17 protein-coding genes are annotated in these 18,466 nt (G+C 65.4%); 6 read left to right on the top strand and 11 right to left on the bottom strand.

All coding sequences use genetic code 11. The features are described 5' to 3' along the window. Positions 1-30 precede the first annotated feature (30 nt). The 4 genes from BEK68_RS09735 to BEK68_RS09720 form a co-directional block, all read right to left on the bottom strand. On the bottom strand, positions 31-741 hold the full coding sequence (locus BEK68_RS09735; protein WP_009241137.1) for a nicotinate-nucleotide adenylyltransferase: 711 nt from the start codon (positions 739-741) through the stop codon (positions 31-33). Beyond that, complete coding sequence (hemF, locus tag BEK68_RS09730; RefSeq protein ID WP_009241136.1) at positions 738-1,646, bottom strand: oxygen-dependent coproporphyrinogen oxidase; 909 nt, start codon at positions 1,644-1,646, stop codon at positions 738-740. The genes BEK68_RS09735 and hemF overlap by 4 nt, the downstream gene beginning before the upstream one ends. A 156-nt stretch (positions 1,647-1,802) precedes the next feature. Beyond that, positions 1,803-3,071: a phosphoribosylamine--glycine ligase gene (gene purD, locus BEK68_RS09725; RefSeq protein WP_009241135.1), complete on the bottom strand. Its 1,269-nt coding sequence runs from the start codon at positions 3,069-3,071 to the stop codon at positions 1,803-1,805. 95 nt (positions 3,072-3,166) lie between these two features. Further along, the gene (locus BEK68_RS09720; RefSeq protein ID WP_004631018.1) at positions 3,167-3,892 is read right to left on the bottom strand and encodes a YebC/PmpR family DNA-binding transcriptional regulator; all 726 of its coding nucleotides are present in this window, start codon (positions 3,890-3,892) and stop codon (positions 3,167-3,169) included. A gap of 173 nt (positions 3,893-4,065) precedes the next feature. Between BEK68_RS09720 and BEK68_RS09715 the strand changes: the two genes are divergently transcribed. Continuing rightward, a complete protein-coding gene (locus BEK68_RS09715; RefSeq protein WP_009241134.1) occupies positions 4,066-5,628 on the top strand; it encodes a helicase HerA-like C-terminal domain-containing protein in 1,563 nt (520 codons plus the stop codon). A 69-nt stretch (positions 5,629-5,697) separates the two neighbouring features. On the opposite strand, the gene upp is transcribed toward BEK68_RS09715, so the two are convergent. Beyond that, entirely contained in the window at positions 5,698-6,348 is a 651-nt protein-coding gene (gene upp / locus BEK68_RS09710; protein ID WP_009241133.1) for a uracil phosphoribosyltransferase, read from the bottom strand. A 65-nt stretch (positions 6,349-6,413) separates the two neighbouring features. Further along, positions 6,414-7,892, bottom strand: coding sequence for an NCS1 family nucleobase:cation symporter-1 (locus BEK68_RS09705; RefSeq protein WP_009241132.1), 1,479 nt, complete (start codon positions 7,890-7,892; stop codon positions 6,414-6,416). 184 nt (positions 7,893-8,076) lie between these two features. Between BEK68_RS09705 and BEK68_RS09700 the strand changes: the two genes are divergently transcribed. From BEK68_RS09700 to BEK68_RS09685, 4 genes are read left to right on the top strand one after another with little or no spacing between them, the layout of a single operon-like run. After that, positions 8,077-8,994 carry a DMT family transporter gene (locus BEK68_RS09700; protein WP_009241131.1) on the top strand — a complete coding sequence of 306 codons (918 nt, stop codon included), beginning with the start codon at positions 8,077-8,079 and terminating at the stop codon, positions 8,992-8,994. A 42-nt stretch (positions 8,995-9,036) separates the two neighbouring features. After that, positions 9,037-9,828 (top strand): SDR family oxidoreductase, encoded by a 792-nt coding sequence (locus BEK68_RS09695; protein ID WP_004631009.1) that lies wholly within the window; start codon positions 9,037-9,039, stop codon positions 9,826-9,828. A 10-nt stretch (positions 9,829-9,838) separates the two neighbouring features. After that, positions 9,839-10,279, top strand: coding sequence for a methylglyoxal synthase (locus BEK68_RS09690; RefSeq protein ID WP_004631008.1), 441 nt, complete (start codon positions 9,839-9,841; stop codon positions 10,277-10,279). Continuing rightward, positions 10,276-11,256 carry a quinone oxidoreductase family protein gene (locus tag BEK68_RS09685; RefSeq protein WP_009241130.1) on the top strand — a complete coding sequence of 327 codons (981 nt, stop codon included), beginning with the start codon at positions 10,276-10,278 and terminating at the stop codon, positions 11,254-11,256. The genes BEK68_RS09690 and BEK68_RS09685 overlap by 4 nt, the downstream gene beginning before the upstream one ends. 9 nt (positions 11,257-11,265) lie before the next feature. Here BEK68_RS09685 and BEK68_RS09680 read toward each other — a convergent pair whose 3' ends face one another. From BEK68_RS09680 to BEK68_RS09660, 5 genes are all read right to left on the bottom strand, one after another. Further along, positions 11,266-11,562, bottom strand: coding sequence for a YkvA family protein (locus BEK68_RS09680; protein ID WP_009241129.1), 297 nt, complete (start codon positions 11,560-11,562; stop codon positions 11,266-11,268). Positions 11,563-11,725: 163 nt separating this feature from the next. Continuing rightward, complete coding sequence (locus tag BEK68_RS09675; protein ID WP_009241128.1) at positions 11,726-12,883, bottom strand: BMP family ABC transporter substrate-binding protein; 1,158 nt, start codon at positions 12,881-12,883, stop codon at positions 11,726-11,728. 79 nt (positions 12,884-12,962) lie between these two features. Further along, the gene (locus BEK68_RS09670; RefSeq protein ID WP_004631004.1) at positions 12,963-13,883 is read right to left on the bottom strand and encodes an ABC transporter permease; all 921 of its coding nucleotides are present in this window, start codon (positions 13,881-13,883) and stop codon (positions 12,963-12,965) included. A 13-nt stretch (positions 13,884-13,896) separates the two neighbouring features. Continuing rightward, entirely contained in the window at positions 13,897-15,006 is a 1,110-nt protein-coding gene (locus BEK68_RS09665; protein ID WP_009241127.1) for an ABC transporter permease, read from the bottom strand. Continuing rightward, entirely contained in the window at positions 14,999-16,513 is a 1,515-nt protein-coding gene (locus BEK68_RS09660) for an ABC transporter ATP-binding protein (protein ID WP_009241126.1), read from the bottom strand. Before BEK68_RS09660 ends, BEK68_RS09665 begins: the two co-directional genes overlap by 8 nt. Before the next feature lie 487 nt (positions 16,514-17,000). On the opposite strand from BEK68_RS09660, the gene BEK68_RS09655 reads away from it, so the two are divergent. Further along, positions 17,001-18,215 (top strand): multidrug effflux MFS transporter, encoded by a 1,215-nt coding sequence (locus BEK68_RS09655; RefSeq protein ID WP_024542211.1) that lies wholly within the window; start codon positions 17,001-17,003, stop codon positions 18,213-18,215. The last annotated feature ends 251 nt before the right edge of the window (positions 18,216-18,466 follow it).

The raw sequence follows: 18,466 nt of genomic DNA, 5'->3' as shown, positions 1-18,466 counted from the left end.
AAAAGCGCGTGAAGGTGGTCAATCACGCGGTCAGGCACTGACCGTGCCATTGGCACGGCGGTACAGCGAATGCGATTGGATCAGGTCGGCCACGCCGGCGGGCAGGTCGGTGTCACAGCGCGCGCCGGTGGCCAGCTGCTGGCGCAGGCGGGTGGATGACAGGTCGACGGCCAGGGTCTGGTCGATCCACATATGGCCGGCGGGTGCGCATTGTATCAATGCTGTGTCGCCTCGGCGCACATCGAGCTCGCGCTGTACCGGCACATGCAGTGCCTGGAGGTCGAAACCCGGGCGTGTGGCGACGCACAAGTGGACGTATTCGAACAGGTCTTGCCAGCCGTGCCAGGTGTCCAGGCCGACGAGCTGGTCGGCGCCCATCAGCCACGCCATGGAGGTGTCCGGGCCGTAGACGCCGCGCAATTCGCGCACGGTGTCAATGGTGTAGCTGGGGCCGTGGCGATCGACTTCCATGCCGCTCACATGGACACGGGCGCGGCCGCCGCGTACCGCTTTGGCGGCCAGTTCGGTCATGGCGAAGCGCAGCGGAGCGGGTGTGATGTCGGCGGCCTTCTGCCACGACACGCCGGTCGGAATCCACAGCAGCTCATCGAGGTCGAGGCGGGCAATGCACAGTTCGGCCAGGGCGATGTGGCCGACGTGTGGCGGATCGAACGTGCCGCCCAGCAAGCCAAGCCGGTAGGGGCGATCGAGAGTGGGGCGCACGAACGTGGGAAGCGTCATACCCAGTCGCGCGCCGGCAGGAAATCGGTGTATAGCGCGGCCTCCGGCGAGCCCGGTTCCGGCTGCCAGTCGTAGCGCCAGTTGGCCACCGGCGGCATCGACATGAGGATCGATTCCGCGCGGCCGCCGCTTTGCAGGCCGAACAGCGTGCCGCGGTCGAATACCAGATTGAACTCGACATAGCGGCCACGGCGATAGGCCTGGAAGGCGCGTTCGCGCTCACCATAGGCCGTCGCGTGGCGTTGTTCGGCGATGGGCAGCCACGCAGGCAGGAAGGCGTCGCCGACGGAGCGCATCATCTCGAAGCTGCGCTCGAAGCCCAGCTCCGCAAAGTCGTCGAAGAAGATGCCGCCGATGCCGCGCGCTTCCTTGCGGTGCTTCAGATAGAAATAGTCGTCGCACCATTGCTTGAAGCGCGGGTACAACTCGTCGCCATAGGGGGCAAGGGCGCCCTGGCAGGTGCGGTGGAAATGCGAGGCGTCTTCGGTGAAGCCGTAATAGGGCGTGAGGTCCATGCCGCCGCCGAACCACCAGACGGGGGCGGCATCGGAGCGCACGGCGACGAAGCAGCGCACATTCATGTGCACCGTCGGCACGTAGGGGTTGCGCGGATGGAAGACCAGCGACACGCCCATCGCCTCGAAACCCCGCCCGGCCAGTTCGGGCCGGTTGGCGGTCGCCGACGGGGGCAGGGTGTCGCCCATCACGTGCGAAAAACCGACGCCGCCGCGCTCGAGCAGCGCGCCGCCTTCCAGGATGCGGGTGCGGCCGCTGCCGCGCAGGCGCTCGGTGGGCGGCTTCTCCCATGCGTCGGTGACGAACGTGCCGCCGTCCAGCGCGCTGGCGGCAGTGGTGATGCGGTCCTGCAGGTCCAGCAGGTAGGCGCGGACGGCTTGGGTATCCATGCGATCAGAAGGGGGCTGCTCGTAGCGGCGAGTCGGGCCGAGTCATACGGTTGTCACCATTGTAGCGGGCGGGCCGCGGGGGCAAGTTGGGGATCACCCGGGGTGACGGATGCCGCGCCTGCCCCATCGTGGGGCATCAGCGCGGCGGGCTGTCGCTCAATGGCGGATGGCGCGATGTCCGATATCGGTACGGTACTGGGCGCCGTCAAAGTGGATCTGCTCGATGGCGTTGTACGCGGCACGCTGGGCTGCCTTGACGGTATCGGCCAGGCCCACCACGCACAGCACCCGGCCGCCGTTGGTGGTCAGCACGCCGTCCTTGAGCGTGGTGCCGGCATGGAAGGTGACGCTGTCTTCGGTTTCCTTCGGGATGCCGGTGATGACGTCGCCCTTGCGCGGCGTGTCCGGATAGTTGTGGGCAGCCATCACCACGCCCAGCGCGGTGCGGCGGTCCCAATCCAGCTCCATGCCGTCGAGCTTGCCGTCGATGGCACGGTCGAGCACGTCGTACAGGTCGGTCTTCATGCGCGCCATGATGGGTTGCGTTTCCGGATCGCCCATGCGGCAGTTGAATTCGAGCGTCTTGGGATTGCCTTCGGCGTCGATCATCAGGCCGGCATACAGGAAACCGGTGTACGGAATGCCGTCCTTCTCCATGCCGCGGATGGTCGGCATGATGATCTCGCGCAGCGCGCGGGCGTGCAGCGTGGGCGTGACCACCGGGGCGGGCGAGTAGGCGCCCATGCCGCCCGTGTTGGGGCCGGCGTCGCCGTCGAGCAGGCGCTTGTGGTCCTGGCTGGTGGCCAGTGCCACGACGTTCTTGCCGTCGCACACGACGATGAAGCTGGCTTCTTCGCCGGCCAAAAATTCTTCGATCACCACGCGCGCACCGGCGTCGCCCAGGCGGTTGTCGGCCAGCATCATGTCGATGGCGCTGTGCGCTTCTTCAGCCGTCATCGCCACGACCACGCCCTTGCCTGCGGCCAAGCCATCGGCCTTGACGACGATCGGGGCGCCTTCCTGGTCAACGTACGCATGTGCCTGCGCAGCATCGCTAAAGGTCTGGTACTTGGCGGTCGGAATGCCGTGACGATGCATGAATGCCTTGGCGAAATCCTTCGACGATTCGAGCTGCGCGGCGGCCTTGGTCGGCCCGAAGATGCGCAGGCCCTTGGCGCGGAACAGGTCGACGATGCCGGCGGCCAGCGGCGCTTCCGGGCCGACCACCGTGAAGTGGATGCCCTCGCGCTCGGCAAAGGCGGCCAGCACTTCCGGATCCGTGATCGGGAGGTTCTGCAGGCGTTTGTCGAGCGCCGTGCCGCCGTTGCCCGGGGCCACGTACACCACCTGTACCTTGGGCGAGCGCGCCAGCTTCCATGCCAGGGCGTGCTCTCGACCGCCCGAACCGACCACCATCACTTTCATGCTGTACCTACCTGAAATTGCAAAATCCGATTCGAAATCTGGAAAACAAAAACGGCGATCGTGAGGTCGATCGCCGTTATGCGCGTGTCCGGGGCTTACTCCCCGATGACCGCGTTGGTGAAGACTTCCTGCACGTCGTCCAGGTTTTCCAGGACGTCGAGCAGCTTCTGCATCTTGACCGCGTCTTCGCCGGTGAACACGACTTCGGTCTGCGGCTTCATGATGACTTCGGCCAGTTCGGCCTTGAAGCCGGCGGCTTCCAGCGCGGTCTTGACCTTGGCGAAATCGTGGGGCGGGCAAATGACTTCGAGCGAGCCGTCGTCGTGCGTGATGACGTCATCGGCGCCGGCTTCGAGCGCGGCGTCCATCAGCTTGTCTTCGGGCGTGCCGGGGGCAAAGATGAACTGGCCGATGTGGTCGAACAGGAACGCGACGGAGCCCGATGTGCCCATGTTGCCGCCGTACTTGTCGAACCCGTGACGGACTTCGGCCACGGTGCGCGTGCGGTTGTCGGTCAGGCAGTCGACGATCACGGCGGCGCCGTTGATGCCGTAGCCTTCGTAGCGGATTTCTTCGTAGTTTGCGCCTTCCAGGCCACCCACGCCGCGCTGGATGGCGCGGTTGATGTTGTCCTTGGGCATGTTCGCGTCGGTGGCCTTGTCCATGGCCAAGCGCAGGCGCGGGTTGGAGTCGGCATCGCCGCCGCCCAGACGGGCCGCCACGGTGATTTCCTTGATCAGGCGCGTCCAAATCTTGCCGCGCTTGGCGTCGGCAGCGGCTTTCTTATGCTTGATGTTGGCCCATTTGGAATGACCGGCCATGAAACTCTCCGAGCGGAATGCAGTGGAATCTGGCGCCCAGATGGCGGTTTGACGCCACCTGCACGCTCTATAATCGGTCGCGGATTTTAGCATGCTGCACACGCCCGCCGCCCCGTCCGTCTGGTCGAGTGGCCGGTGTGTTGCCCCCCCAGATTGATCCTCGTCCAAACGCCATGACCGATCCCATCCTGATTGCCAAGAACGCCAAAGCGGAGTTGGTGCTGTTGCCCCAGCTCGCCAACCGGCATGGCTTGATCACCGGCGCCACCGGCACCGGCAAGACCGTCACCCTGCAAACGATCGCCCAGGGCCTGTCGAAGATTGGCGTACCGGTTTTCCTGGCTGATGTGAAAGGTGATCTGGCCGGCATTTCGCAGGCCGGCCAACCGAACGACAAGCTCAAGGCTCGCCTGCAGGAGCGCGGCCTGGAAGAGCCGCAATGGGCTTGTTGCCCCGTCACGCTATGGGATGTGTATGGCGAGCGCGGCCACCCCGTGCGCGCCACCGTGTCCGACATGGGCCCGCTGATGCTCTCGCGCATGCTGGAGCTGAACGACATCCAGACCGGTGTGCTGAATCTCGTCTTCAAGATTGCGGACGACTCGGGCCTTGCGCTGCTTGACATGAAAGACCTGCGCGCGATGCTCCAGCACGTTGGCGAGCATTCTTCGGACTACACGAACAAGTACGGAAACATCTCATCGGCCAGCATCGGGGCCATTCAGCGCAACCTGATCGCGCTGGAAGAGCAGGGCGCAGACCAGTTCTTCGGCGAGCCCATGCTCGATATCAATGACCTGATGCAGACCGTGCGCGGCCAGGGCGTGATCAACATCCTGGCGGCCGACAAGCTGCTCAACGCGCCCAAGTTGTACGCGACGTTCCTGCTGTGGTTGCTCTCCGAACTGTTCGAGCATCTGCCGGAGGTGGGCGACGTGGACAAGCCCAAGCTCGCCTTCTTCTTTGACGAGGCGCACCTGTTGTTCAACGATGCGCCGCCGTCGCTGCTGCAGAAGGTGGAGCAGGTGGTGCGGCTGATCCGCTCGAAGGGCGTGGGCGTGTACTTCGTGACGCAAAACCCGGCCGACGTGCCGGACACGGTGCTCGGCCAGCTCGGCAACCGCGTGCAGCACGCGCTCCGGGCGTTCACACCGCGCGACCAGAAGGCCGTGAAGGCCGCGGCCACCACGATGCGCGCGAACCCGGAGTTCAGCATCGAAGAGGCCATCGGCGAACTGGCCGTGGGCGAGGCGCTGATTTCCATGCTGGACGAGGGCGGTCGCCCGGAGATCACGCAGCGTGCGTTTGTCGTCCCGCCCGCGTCGCGCATCGGCCCGATCTCGGACGACGAGCGCCGCGAGCTGATGACGAATTCGCTGGTGGCCGGCCGCTACGACACGGCAATCGACCGCGAATCGGCGTACGAAATCCTGAACGGCCGCGTGGCGAAGGGCGGGGCGACATCGGCGCCTGCACCGGGTTCCATCGGCACGGATTTCGGGGCATCGACTGGTTCAGCACCCGCATCGGCGCCCGCGCCCGCGCCACAGGAGAGCGGCGGCTGGCTGGGCGATGTCGGCTCGATCCTCACAAAGGGTACGGGCCGCAGCGGCCGTGGCGATTCGATTGTCGAAACGTTGGCCAAGTCGACGATGCGCACCATCGGTTCAACCGTCGGGCGCGAAATCGTGCGCGGCGTGCTGGGCAGCATTCTGGGCGGATCGAAGAGGCGCTGAGCGCTTCCGACGTACCAAAGACAACAGCCGGCATTGCCGGCTGTTTTTGTTTGCGCTGAGAATGCGCGATCAGTTTTTCGTGCCGAACAGGCGGTCGCCCGCATCGCCCAGGCCCGGGATGATGTAGGCGTTTTCATCCAGGTGCGAATCGAGCGACGCCACAAACAGCTTCACGCCCGGATGCGCCTTCTGGAACACCTCCACGCCTTCGGGCGCCGCCACGAGTGCCAGGAACAGGATGTTCTCGTCGGGCACGCCGCGTTTCTTCATCACGTCGACCGCGTGGACGGCCGAGTAACCGGTGGCGACCATCGGATCGCACAGGATGAAGGTGCGGTCTTCCAGGTCGGGCAGCCGCACGAGGTATTCCACCGGACGGTGTTGGTCATCGCGGTACACGCCGATATGACCGATACGCGCCGACGGAATCAGCTCCACCAGCCCGTCGCTCATGCCCACGCCTGCACGCAGCACTGGCACCACGGCCAGCTTGCGGCCCGCGATGACGGGCGCTTCCATCGGGCCCATCGGCGTGTCGATGTGGCGGCTGGTCAGCGGCAGGTTGCGCGTGATCTCATAGCCCATCAGCAGTGTGATCTCACGCAGCAGCTCGCGGAACGTGCGCGTGGACGTGTCCTTGTCGCGCATGTGCGTGAGCTTGTGCTGGATCAGCGGGTGATTGAGGATGGACAGGTTCGGAAAGCGCGGATCTTGTTTCATGGCGGCAACGGATTCTCAGATGGGGCGCATTGTACCGGCGCGCCCCGGGTCGATTTTGGAAGCGCTCAACGGCGGCCGCGCATCAGGATCACATACACCACGGCGGAAATCGCCAGGCCCACGAACCACGCATACGTGTACAGCGCTTCGAATACGCCGGGCACGCTGGCGACGAATCCCGCCTGCTTGAAGAAGCCCGGCAGATTGGGCAGCACGCCGATGACCAGCGCGGCGATAGCGCGGCCGTTCCAGCCGTTGCCGTAACCGTACGGGCCGTCTACGCGGAATAGCTCGCCGGTCTTGAGCACGGTGCGGCGCACCAGAAAGTAGTCGACCATCATGATCCCGGCCACGGGGCCGAGCAGCGCGCCATAGCCGACCAGCCACGTGAAGATGTAGCCCTTGGTGGTTTCCAGGATCTTCCACGGCATTATCGCCAGGCCGATGCCTGCCGTGATGTAGCCGCCGGTTCGGAACGAGATGCGATGCGGCGCCAGGTTCGAGAAGTCATACGCCGGCGAGACCACGTTGGCGGCGATGTTCGTCATCAGCGTGGCGGTGATCAGCGCCAGCAGGGCCACGATGACCGACGGGCCGGTCATCTTGCCGGCCAGCGTGACCGGATCCCAGATGGCCTGACCGTAGATGACCACCGTGGACGACGTGACCAGCACGGCCACCAGGGCCAGCAGCCCCATCGGCAGCGGCAGGCCGACTGCCTGCCCGACAAGCTGATCGCGCTGGCTGCGCGCGAAGCGGGTGAAGTCGGGAATGTTCAGCGCCAGCGTGGCCCAGTAGCCGACCATGGCGGTGAGCGACGGCCAAAAGAAGCCCCAGAACTCGCCGGCGCGCTTGCCGCCCGCCGCAAACGCCGACGGCGCCGACAGCATCGGGCCAAAGCCGCCCGCATTGGTATACGCCCACCAGACCAGGCCCAGCGCGGCCAGAATCAGCAGCGGGGTGGCCAGCGCCTGGAAGCGCTTGATCGATTCGAGCCCCTTGGTGATCAGCCAGATGTGCAGCGCCCAGAACAGCAGGAAGCAGAATCCCTGGCCCGGGTTGATGCCCAGCCCCGGAATATTGCTGCCGACCAGCATGTTGTCCGTGACGACGTTGAGGATCGTGTAGATCGCCTGGCTGCCCAGCCACGTCTGGATGCCGAACCAGCCGCACGCCACGATGGCCCGCAGAATGGCCGGCAACTGCGCACCGCGCACGCCGAACGAGGCCCGCACCAGCACAGGGAAGGGAATGCCGTACTTGGTACCCGCGTGCCCCACCAGCACCATCGGCACGAGCACGATCAGGTTGCCGAGGAACACCGTCAGCACGGCCTGCCACCAGTTCATGCCCTCACTCATCAGGCCCGAAGCCAACATATAGGCCGGCACCGACACCACCATCGACACCCACAGCGCGGCGTAGTTGGTGGCCGTCCAGGTGCGGGCGGCGGGCGGGGTGGGGTTGAGGTCTTCGTTCCAGAGGGTCGGGTCGGGTGCCCCGGCGGCGTCCGCAGAGAATGCGGCAGAGGTGGTTTGGCTCATGTCGATGTGGGATCCGTTGTCGTTGTAGATGTTCGGAATGCAGGCGCGATTGTACGGCGGTCACCAGCGTGCCCAAGCGAAAGCTGTGCCAAGTGCAGCGCACCCCGCGCCGGAACGTTTTGTTGAATTCCAATACAATCGACGACGCTCTCCAACACCGCCCGCATCTCTCTCTCGCCCCGTTGTGACCACAGCGTCTTCTGCGTCTACCACGCCCGTAAGAACTACCGACACCGGCGGTCTGCTGCTTGCGTCCGCGGGCGCCGTGCTGTTCTCCGCCAAGGCCATCGTCGCCAAGCTGATGTACCGCTATCAGGTGGATGCCGTCATGGTCATCACCCTGCGCATGCTCCTGGCCGCACCGCTGTTCATGGCGATGGGGTGGTGGCAGTCGCGCCGTGCGCAGCCCCTGGCCGTGGCAGACCGCTGGCGCATCGTCGGCTTGGGCCTCATCGGCTATTACCTCTCCAGCTTTCTCGACTTCCTCGGCCTGCAATACATCACGGCAGGGCTGGAGCGGCTGATTCTGTTTCTGACACCGTCGTTCGTGCTGCTGATTACGTCGACGGTATTCAAGCGGCGCATTACAGGCTTGCAGTGGGTGTCGCTGGCGCTGGCCTATGCCGGCATCGTGCTGGTGTTCGCGCACGACCTAAACCTGGGCGGTAACAACGTCTGGCTGGGCGGCGGATTGGTGCTCGCCAGCGCCGTCAGCTACGGTATCTATCTGCTGGCCAGCGGTGAGCTGGTCAAACGCGTGGGATCGATGCGGCTCGTCGCCTATGCGATGTGCGTGTCGACCGCGGCCTGTATCGTCCAGTTTCTGGTACTGCGGCCGGTGTCGGCGCTGGTGTTGCCTTGGCAGGTGTACGGGCTGTCGACCATCAACTCGGTGTTCTGTACGGTGGCGCCGGTCACGATGACGATGATGGCGGTGGCGCGCGTGGGTGCGCCCGTGGCGTCGCAGGCAGGCATGATCGGGCCGGTGTCGACACTGCTGCTGGGCTGGTGGCTGCTGGGCGAGCCGATCACGATTTGGCAGATTGCCGGCAGCGCGCTGGTGCTTGCCGGTATGGCGCTGCTGTCACGCCGTCGCGGCTGACGGGCGGCCAATCCAAATAGCAATCACAAGGAGTCAGACAAGATGGACTTGGGGCTGAAAGGCAAGCGTGCGCTGGTGTGTGGCGCAAGCAAGGGATTGGGCTTTGCGTGCGCCGATGCGCTGGCTGCCGAAGGCGTGGACGTGGTGATCGTCGCGCGCGGTGCCGAAGCGTTGTCGGCAGCGGCCGAGCGCATCCGCACGGCGCACGGCGTGCGCGTGGAAGCAGTGGCGACCGACATCACCACGCCGGAAGGCCGTGCCGAAGCGCTGCTCGCATGCGAGCGTCTGGGCGGCTCGCCCGACATCCTCATCAACAACGCAGGCGGCCCGCCGCCGGGCAACTTCCGCGATTGGGACCGCGACGTATGGAATGCCGCGCTCAACGCCAACATGCTCACGCCGATCGACCTCATCAAAGCCACCGTCGACAAGATGATCGAGCGCCGCTGGGGCCGCATCGTCAATATCACCAGCGGTGCCGTCAAGGCGCCGATCGACGTGCTGGGTTTGTCCAACGGCGCGCGCTCCGGCCTGACCGGCTTCGTTGCCGGCCTGGCGCGTGAAGTCGCCAAGCACGGCGTGACCATCAACAACCTGCTGCCGGGCCAGTTCGAGACCGACCGCCTGACCAAGACGCTGGAGGCAGGCGCCAAGGCTGCCGGCATCAGCGCAGAAGAGAATTTCGACCGCAAGCGGCAGGGCAATCCGGCTCGACGCTTTGGCCAACCGGCCGAATTTGGCGCCGTCTGTGCCTTCCTGTGTAGCCAGCATGCCGGCTACCTGAACGCGCAAAACATCCTGCTGGATGGCGGCAGCTTCCCTGGCACCTTTTAAGCCAATCGACATGACCACCCTTACGCCCGCTACGCCCGAAAGCGCAGTTCGCAAACGCCGCGTCGCCCTGATCGCACACGACCACAAGAAAGACGACATGGTCGCTTTCGCCCAAACGCACCAGGCCTTCCTGTCGCAATGCGACTTGCTGGCGACCGGCACCACGGGTGGCCGCCTGGAGAAGGAAGTCGGCCTGACCGTGCAGCGCATGCTGTCCGGCCCGTGGGGCGGCGACTTGCAGATTGGCGCGCAGTTGGCCGAAGGCCGTGTCGACGCCGTCATCTTCCTGCGCGACCCGATGACGCCGCAGCCGCACGAACCCGACATCAACGCGCTGGTCCGCGCCTGCGACGTCCACAACATCCCCTGCGCCACCAACCTCGCAACCGCCGACCTGGTGATGTCTGCCTTGCAACGGGTGGCGCCCGATCCGAAGGAGATCCACGCATGACACAAGCGAAAGCCATCCGCATCTTTGAAACCGGCGGCCCCGAAGTGATGCAGTACGTCGATGTCGACGTGCCCGCGCCCGGCCCCGGCGAGGCCACCATCAAGCAGCACGCCATCGGCCTGAACTACATCGACGTCTATTTCCGCACCGGGCTGTATCCCCAGCCCCTGCCTGGCGGCATCGGCATGGAAGCCGCGGGTGTGGTCGAAGCCGTGGGCCAGGGCGTGACGCACGTCAAGCCGGGCGACCGCGTGGCCTACGCCGGCCGTCCGACCGGCGCCTACGCTGCGTTGCGCACGATGCCGGCCGACATTCTCGTGCGCCTGCCCGATGCGATCGACTTTGAAACCGGCGCAGCGATGATGCTGCAGGGCATGACCGCGCAATACCTGATCCGAGACAGCTATCGCGTGCAGCCCGGCGATACGGTGCTGTTTCACGCAGCCGCTGGCGGTGTGGGGTTGATTGCGTGCCAGTGGCTCAAGGCGCTCGGCGCCACGGTGATTGGCACCGTTGGCAGCGATGCCAAGGCTGAACTTGCCTGCGCGCACGGTTGCGACCACACCATCGTCTACACCCGTGAGAACTTTACCGAACGCGTGCGCGAAATCACTGGCGGCAAGGGCGTGCCGGTGGTCTACGACGGCATTGGCAAAGACACGTTCACGGGCTCGCTGGATTGCCTCGCACCGCGCGGGATGATGGTCACCTACGGCAACGCATCTGGCCCAGTGCCACCGGTTGACCTCAGCGTGCTGAGCGCAAAAGGCTCGCTCAAGATCACGCGCCCGACGCTGATGACTTACACGGCACGGCGCGAGCTGCTGGAACCGATGGCGGCAGAGTTGTTTGATGTGGTGAGCAGCGGCAAGGTCAAGATCGAGATTCACCAGCGCTACGATCTGCAGAACGCGGCGCAGGCGCACCGCGATCTGGAAGCGCGCAAGACGACCGGGTCGACGATCCTCTTGCCATAAGTCGAGGCGTTACCGCCCGGAGGGCTTCACACGCCGGGCGGCAGCAAAGCGCGCATCCTCGCGCACGCGGTCGGGCAGGCCGCGCAGCAGCATGTGCAGCGCAAAGGGCACCAGCACGATGTCGTCCACCCAGCCGATCACGGGAATGACGTCCGGGATCAGGTCGACGGGCGATACCACATACCCCACCAGCAGCAGCGCAGCCGGCGCGAGCCACCACGGCTTGTCCGGATGGCGCAGCGCAAACCACAGCAGGCGCACGTCGTTGCGCACCACGCTCCACAGGCGGAAAAGTCGTCCGAACATCGTGGGCTCCTTGATGAAAAGCCGGCGTCACATGAGTCCGTTTGGCCGGCGGATCATCGTATCAGCTTGGGGAAACGGTCCGGTTTTCAAGAAGAGGCGCGATCGTCCATGAAAAAAGCCGGCCCTCTCGCGAGACGCCGGCTTTTGCCGAGACGGGTACGACTTAGCCTGGAATCTTGCCTTCCACGCCTTCCACGTAGAACTTGATGCCGTGCAGGAAGCCGTCGTCGGCGACCTTGTCGACGGGCAGGACTTCCTTGCCGGTGTTGTCCTTGAGCGGGCCCTTCCAGATCGGAGCCGAGCCGTCGATGATGCCCTTCTTGCGTGTCTCGACCAGCGTCTTCACGTCTTCCGGCACCACGGCGTTGTATGCGCCGAGGTCGATCGCACCTTCCTTCAGGCCCCACCACACGGTTTCCGGCTTCCACTTGTTTTCAAGCACATCACCGATGACCTTGGTGTAGTACACGCCCCATTTGTTGATCGAAGCCGCCAGGTGGGCCTTCTCGCCAAACTTGGTCATGTCGCTGTCCCAGCCGATCGCGTAGACGCCTTTCTCCTGCGCGGTCTGCACGACGGCGGCGGAGTCGGTGTTCTGCATCAGCACGTCGACGCCCTGGCCGATGAGGGTGGTGGCCGCTTCGCGCTCCTTGCCCGGATCGAACCACTTGTTGACCCACACCACGCGGGTGGTGGCCTTCGGGTTGACGCTGCGTGCGCCCAGCGTGAACGAATCGATGTTGCGGATCACCTCGGGGATGGGCACCGATCCCACTACGCCCAGCTTGCCCGACTTGCTCATCTTGCCGGCCACCACGCCTGCCAGATAGGCGCCTTCATATGTGCGCACGTCGTACTGGCCGAGGTTGTCGGCGGTCTTGAAACCGGTGGCGTGCTCGAACTTCACATCCGGGAATTCCTTGGCGACCTTGAGCATCGATTCCATGAAACCAAAGCTCGTGCCGAAGATGACCTTGTTGCCTTGCGTGGCCAGGTCGCGGAACACGCGCTCGGCGTCCGCAGCGCTTTCGGGCACGCTTTCGACGAAGCTGGTCTTCACCTTGTCGCCGAACTTGGCTTCGACTTCCTTGCGGCCGTCGTCGTGGGCGTGCGTCCAGCCTGCGTCGCCCACCGGGCCGACGTAGACGAACGCGATCTTCAGCGGTTCATTGGCCGGCGCCGGTGCGGCAGCGGCGGGGGCCGATGATGCGGCCGGCGCGGCATTGCCGCTAGCGTTGTCGTTGGACTTGCCGCAACCCCAGAGGGTCAGGGCAGCGCCGGCGGCCAGGGCGGCCAGCGTGATCCTGCGGGTAACGTTCATCGATTTCTCCTGTTGTGTGGCTCGTTGACTGTGTTGAGGCAAATAAAAGCGGAATGCAGAAGCTGACGCTGCATGCAGTTTAGGCAGCCCCCGGGCGGAACGGCTTGCCGAGCGATGCGGGCATGTTCAGGCGGATCCAATCCGGATTGCGCGAGATGATGGCCAGCACGACGATGGTGGCGGCAAACGGCGCCATCGACAGAATCTGCGACGGCACCGACACGCCCATCCCTTGCAGGTGAAATTGCAGGATCGTCACGCCGCCGAAGAGCAGCGCACCGAACAGAATGCGTAGCGGGCGCCAAGTGGCAAAGGTGGTCAGCGCGAGGGCAATCCAGCCGCGGCCGGCGACCATGTTCTCGACCCACATCGGCGTGTAGACCAGCGATAGGTAGGCACCTGCCAGCCCGCAGCACGCGCCGCCAAACAACAGCGCGCCAAAGCGGACGGTGCGTACCGGATAGCCGAGCGCGTGAGCCGACTCCGGCGATTCCCCAATCGCCCGCAGCGTGAGGCCAGCCCGCGTCTTGAACAGGAACCACGCAATCGCGCCGCACAGCAGCAGGCTGAAATAGACCATCCAGTGGTGCGCGAACAGGGCGGGGCCGACAAACGGAATCGACTCCAACCCGGGGATGCCGTGCGCCTGCGCCGGCAGCGACATGCCGACAAAGCGCTGGCCCATGAAGGCCGACAGGCCGGTGCCGAAAATCGACAGGGCGAGGCCCGTGGCGACCTGGTTGGTGACGAGCACCAGCGCCAGCCAGGCGAAGAGGGCGGCCATCACCATGCCGGCAAGCGCGCCGGCGGCAAAACCCAGCAGCGGAATCTGCGTCTGGTAGCCGACCATGAAGCCGACCACGGCGGCCACCAGCATCATCCCTTCGGCGCCGAGGTTGAGCACGCCGGAGCGCTCGTTCATCAAGAGGCCCAGGGCGGCCAGCAACAGCGGGGTGCCGGCGTTGATCGACGCGGCGATCAGGGGAGCGAGACTTTCCATGTATGCGGCCCGATCAGTGATGTGCGCGCCAGCGCAGGCGGTATTCGATGAGCGTGTCGCAGGCGAGCAGGAAGAACAGCAGCATCCCCTGGAACACTCCGGTAATGGCCGACGGCAGGCCCAGGCGCGATTGCGCAAGCTCGCCGCCGATGTAGAACAGCGACATCACGATCGCACCCAGCACGGTGCCCACCGGATTCAGGCGCCCGACGAACGCCACCACGATGGCGGCAAAGCCGTAGCCGGGGGAAATGGACGGCAGCAGTTGCCCGATCGGCCCCGTGACCTCGAAGGCGCCGGCAACGCCTGCCAGGCCGCCCGACACCAGCAGCGCCGTCCACAGCGCCGCGCGCGACGAGAAGCCCGCATAGCGCGCGGCTTGCGGGGCCAGGCCACCGACTTGAAGGCGATAGCCCGCAAAGCTGCGGAAGACAAACAACGTCATCGCCGCCGTCATCACGAGCATGAACAGGAAGCCAACGTGCAGGCGCGTGCCGGCCACGAGCGTCGGCAGAACGAACGCGCTGTCGAACACGATCGATTGCGGGAAGTTCATGCCGTTCGGGTCCTTCAACGGCCCGTTGACCACGTACAGCAGCAGCAACTGCGCGATGTACGTGAGCATGAGCGAGACGAGGATCTCGTTGGCATGAAAGCGATCGCGCAGCAGCGCCGTGATCGCTGCCCACAGCGCGCCGCCGATGAGGCCAGCAACGAGGGCCAGCACCAGCGCAAAGCCGCCCGGGATGGCGGGTGTCGGCGTATCGAAGTAGACGATCGTAGCCGCGGCGAAAATGCCGCCCAAGATCAGTTGCCCCTCCGCGCCGATGTTCCACACGTTGGTGCGATAGCACACCGACAAGCCCAGCGCGCACAGCACCAGCGGCACGGTCTTGAGCAGCACTTCGCCAATCGCCCGCTTGCTGACCAGCGGTTCGACCAGGAACACGCGCAGGCCGGCCACGGGGTCTTTGCCAAGCAGCGCGAACAGCAGCAGGCCGAACACCATCGTCAACACCAGCGCGATGAGCGGCGAGGCATAGGCCATGGTGCGCGACGGGATCGCCCGCAGCTCCAGCGAAACCGGCAGCGCCAGGCGGCTGCCATGCATGACGTCAGCCATGGGCCACCTCCGAGGTCGCTGCCGCCGAAGCCGGGGCTTTGTCCCACATGCCGCTCATCCACAGACCAATCTGTTCGCGGTTGGTGGCGTGCGTGGGCGTGGAGGGCGAGAGGCGCCCGTTGGCGATCACGTGCAGGCGATCGCAAAGCGCGAAGAGTTCGTCGAGTTCTTCCGACACGATCAGGATGGCGCAGCCCCCCGCCTTGAGCGCGAGGATTTCGTTGTGAATCTGCGCCGCCGCACCCACGTCGACGCCCCAGGTGGGTTGCGCGACGATGAGCACACGCGGCGCGCATTCGATTTCGCGGCCGACGATGAATTTCTGCAGGTTGCCGCCCGACAGGCTCTTGGCCGATGCTTCCGGGCCGGCGGCCTTGACGCCAAAGCGTCGGATGATGCCGGCAGCCAGCTTGGCGGCGGCCTTCTTGTCGATGAGCCCCCCACGCACCTGCGGCGCACGCTGATGCGTCAGCAGCGTATTTGCGGCCAGCGACAGCGACGGCACGGCGCCGCGCCCCAGGCGCTCTTCCGGCACGAACGACAGCCCGCGCTTGCGGCGCGCCCGCGGGTCCAGCTTGGCGACTGGCTCGTTGCCGATGCTGATGGTCTGCGCCGACGCACGCGTGTCTTCGCCGGACAGGGCTGCCAGCAGTTCCTGCTGCCCGTTGCCCGATACGCCTGCGATGCCGACGATCTCGCCGCTGCGCAATTGCAGCGCGATGTCACGCAGCTCCGTCGCAAAGGCATGGGCCTTGGGCAGCGACAGTCCGGCCACCTCCATGCGCACGTCGCCCGGTGTGGTCTGCGGTCGCAATTCGCGCGGAGGCTCGCCGCCGATCATCATGCGCGACAGCGACGCCGCCGTTTCCTGGCGCGGGTCGCATACGCCCGTGACCTTGCCCATGCGCATTACCGTGGCGGTGTGGCACAGGGCCTGGATCTCGTCGAGCTTGTGGCTGATGTAGAGGATGCTCGTGCCTTCTACCGCCAACTGGCGCAGCGTCACGAACAGCTTCTCGACGGCCTGCGGCGTCAGCACCGAGGTGGGTTCGTCAAGAATCAGCAGGCGCGGCTTGGTGAGCAGCGCCCGCACGATTTCCACGCGCTGGCGCTCGCCCACGGAAAGCGTATGCACATGGCGATGCGGCTCCAGCGGCAAGCCGTATTTCTCGCCCGTGCTGCGCACCTGATCAGCCACGTCGCGCAGATCCGTGCCCGAGGGCAGGCCGAGCAGGATGTTCTCTGCCACCGTGAGCGTGTCGAACAGCGAGAAGTGCTGGAACACCATGGCGATGCCAAGTGCGCGCGCCTGGTGCGGATTGGCGATCTCGACGCGCTGGCCGTCGAGCAGCATCTCACCGGCGTCAGGCTGCACGGCGCCGAAGATCATCTTCATCAGCGTCGACTTGCCGGCGCCGTTTTCGCCCAGTACGGCGTGGATCTCGCCCGGCGCGACGGTCAGGCTCACGCCGTCGTTGGCGACCACGCTTGGGTAGCGCTTGGTCATGCCCGTCAGCGACAGGCGTGGTGGGAGTTGTGTCACAACAGGTTGGCTCGTGGTTTCCGTGCCGCTCACCGTGCCGGTACGCAGCGGAGGCGGTCTCGTTTTTGGGTGTTGACGACACTTCACTGCAGGCAACGCCAACGCAGATTCGCGCCGACGCATCGCAGCAATCATCATGGTTGGGTGATGCCTGCCATCAACCGCGAATTATATCGTTCGGCTCCATGCCGAACGGCGATTTCGGCCGGCTTGGGACTGCCTCGTACGAGGGGTGGCGGAGTGCAAATCCCGTGCCGGCCCGATCGCGGCGATTTGTGGGGTCCAGCTTGTCATGCCGATGTATGCAGGTGGCACGTGCAGCCCTCGGGTGGGGCGCGCATGCCGTCGTGCACCTGACCAGTGCGCGCGCGTGGCTCGCCGCTTTGCGCTACAGTTCCCGGTTTACTCCGGCGCGGGCCTCCCGTCTGCCGCCGCGTCAAGTTCTCCCTTCATGACTGCTCCCGCTCCTGCACGATCCCGCATGCCCGGCCCGATCCCCGGCTGGCTCCTGCTGCTTGGCGCGCTCACGGCCATCGGCCCGCTGTCGGTGGACATGTACCTGCCGAGCCTGCCGACCATCGCGCGCGATCTGAATACGTCGTCGGCCGCGGCGGGGCTCACGCTGACTGTGTTCCTGATCAGCCTGGCGATCGGCCAGCTCATCTACGGCCCAGCCAGCGATCGGTTTGGCCGCAAGCCGCCGCTCTATATCGGTCTGGCGATGTACGTGGCGGCGTCCATCGGTTGCGCGTTCGCCAAAGACGCCACGATGCTGGCCGTGCTGCGCGGCGTGCAGGGGTTTGGCGGCTGCGCGGGCATGGTCATCGCACGCGCTGCCGTGCGTGATCGCATGGACCCGGCCGGCGCCGCGCAGGCGTATTCGACGCTGATGCTGGTGATGGGTGTAGCGCCCATCCTCGCGCCGATGATTGGCGGCGCAGTGCTGCAGTTCACAACGTGGCGGGTCATCTTTGCTCTGCTGACGGCATTTGGCGTGCTGTCGCTGGTCGCGGTGCATTACCTGATGCGCGAGTCGCTGGCGCCCGAGCAGGCGCGCAGGCTGGCAGTCCGCCACGTGCTGCGCGACTACTGGGAACTCCTGCGCGATCACCACTACGCTGCCTATATGTGGTGCGGCGCCGTGTTTCTGTCGGGCATGTTCGCGTACATCACCGTGTCGTCGTTCGTGCTGATCGACGGTTATGGGCTGACGCCGTCGCAGTACGCCTGGGTGTTCGGCAGCAACGCCGCCGGGATGATCGCGGCCTCGCGCGTGAATGTGCGGCTGGTGCGCAAGTATTCGCCGGCGCGCGTGCTGCGACGGGCGCTGTGGGTGCCGGCCATCACCAGCGTGCTGGCTGCCGCTGCCGCCGCGGCCGGTTTTACGCCGCTGCCGCTCGTGCTGGCGGCGCTGTTCTGCTACATCGCCTCGATCGGCTGCATCTCTCCCAACACCGGCGCGCTGGCAATGGCGGGGCAGGGTGCGCGTGCGGGTACGGGCTCGGCGCTCATGGGCGCCATGCAATTTGGCCTCGGCATGGTGACCGGTACGGTGGTTGCCGCCGTCGGCCAGACGGCGCTGCCGCTGCTGGGCATGATGGCTGTCTGCGCCGTCGCCGCACTCGTTCTGGGTCTGCGCATCACGCGCGAAGAGCCCGCCGCCTGACCCTCAGTTCCGGTCTCGATCTACGCCTCTTGTTCTGGGGGCGTCTTCCTCCTTTCATATGACTTTGGCATAACATGCCTGTCACGCTAACCGCGTCCGGCACCTATGATGAGTGCAGCCGGACCGCGTTCAGCAGCGACTTGGCCCTGAACGACTAAGGGTTACTTCTTATACAGAATTTATCGACAATTTATTAACGTATCGCTTTCGTTTTCAAACGCGCGTCGTTTTGCAGGGATCTTCCCGCCAAC

The sequence above is a fragment of the Ralstonia pickettii genome, from assembly GCF_001699815.1.
Classification (GTDB): Bacteria; Pseudomonadota; Gammaproteobacteria; order Burkholderiales; family Burkholderiaceae; genus Ralstonia; species Ralstonia thomasii.
This window is presented reverse-complemented; position numbering and strand designations above follow the sequence as displayed.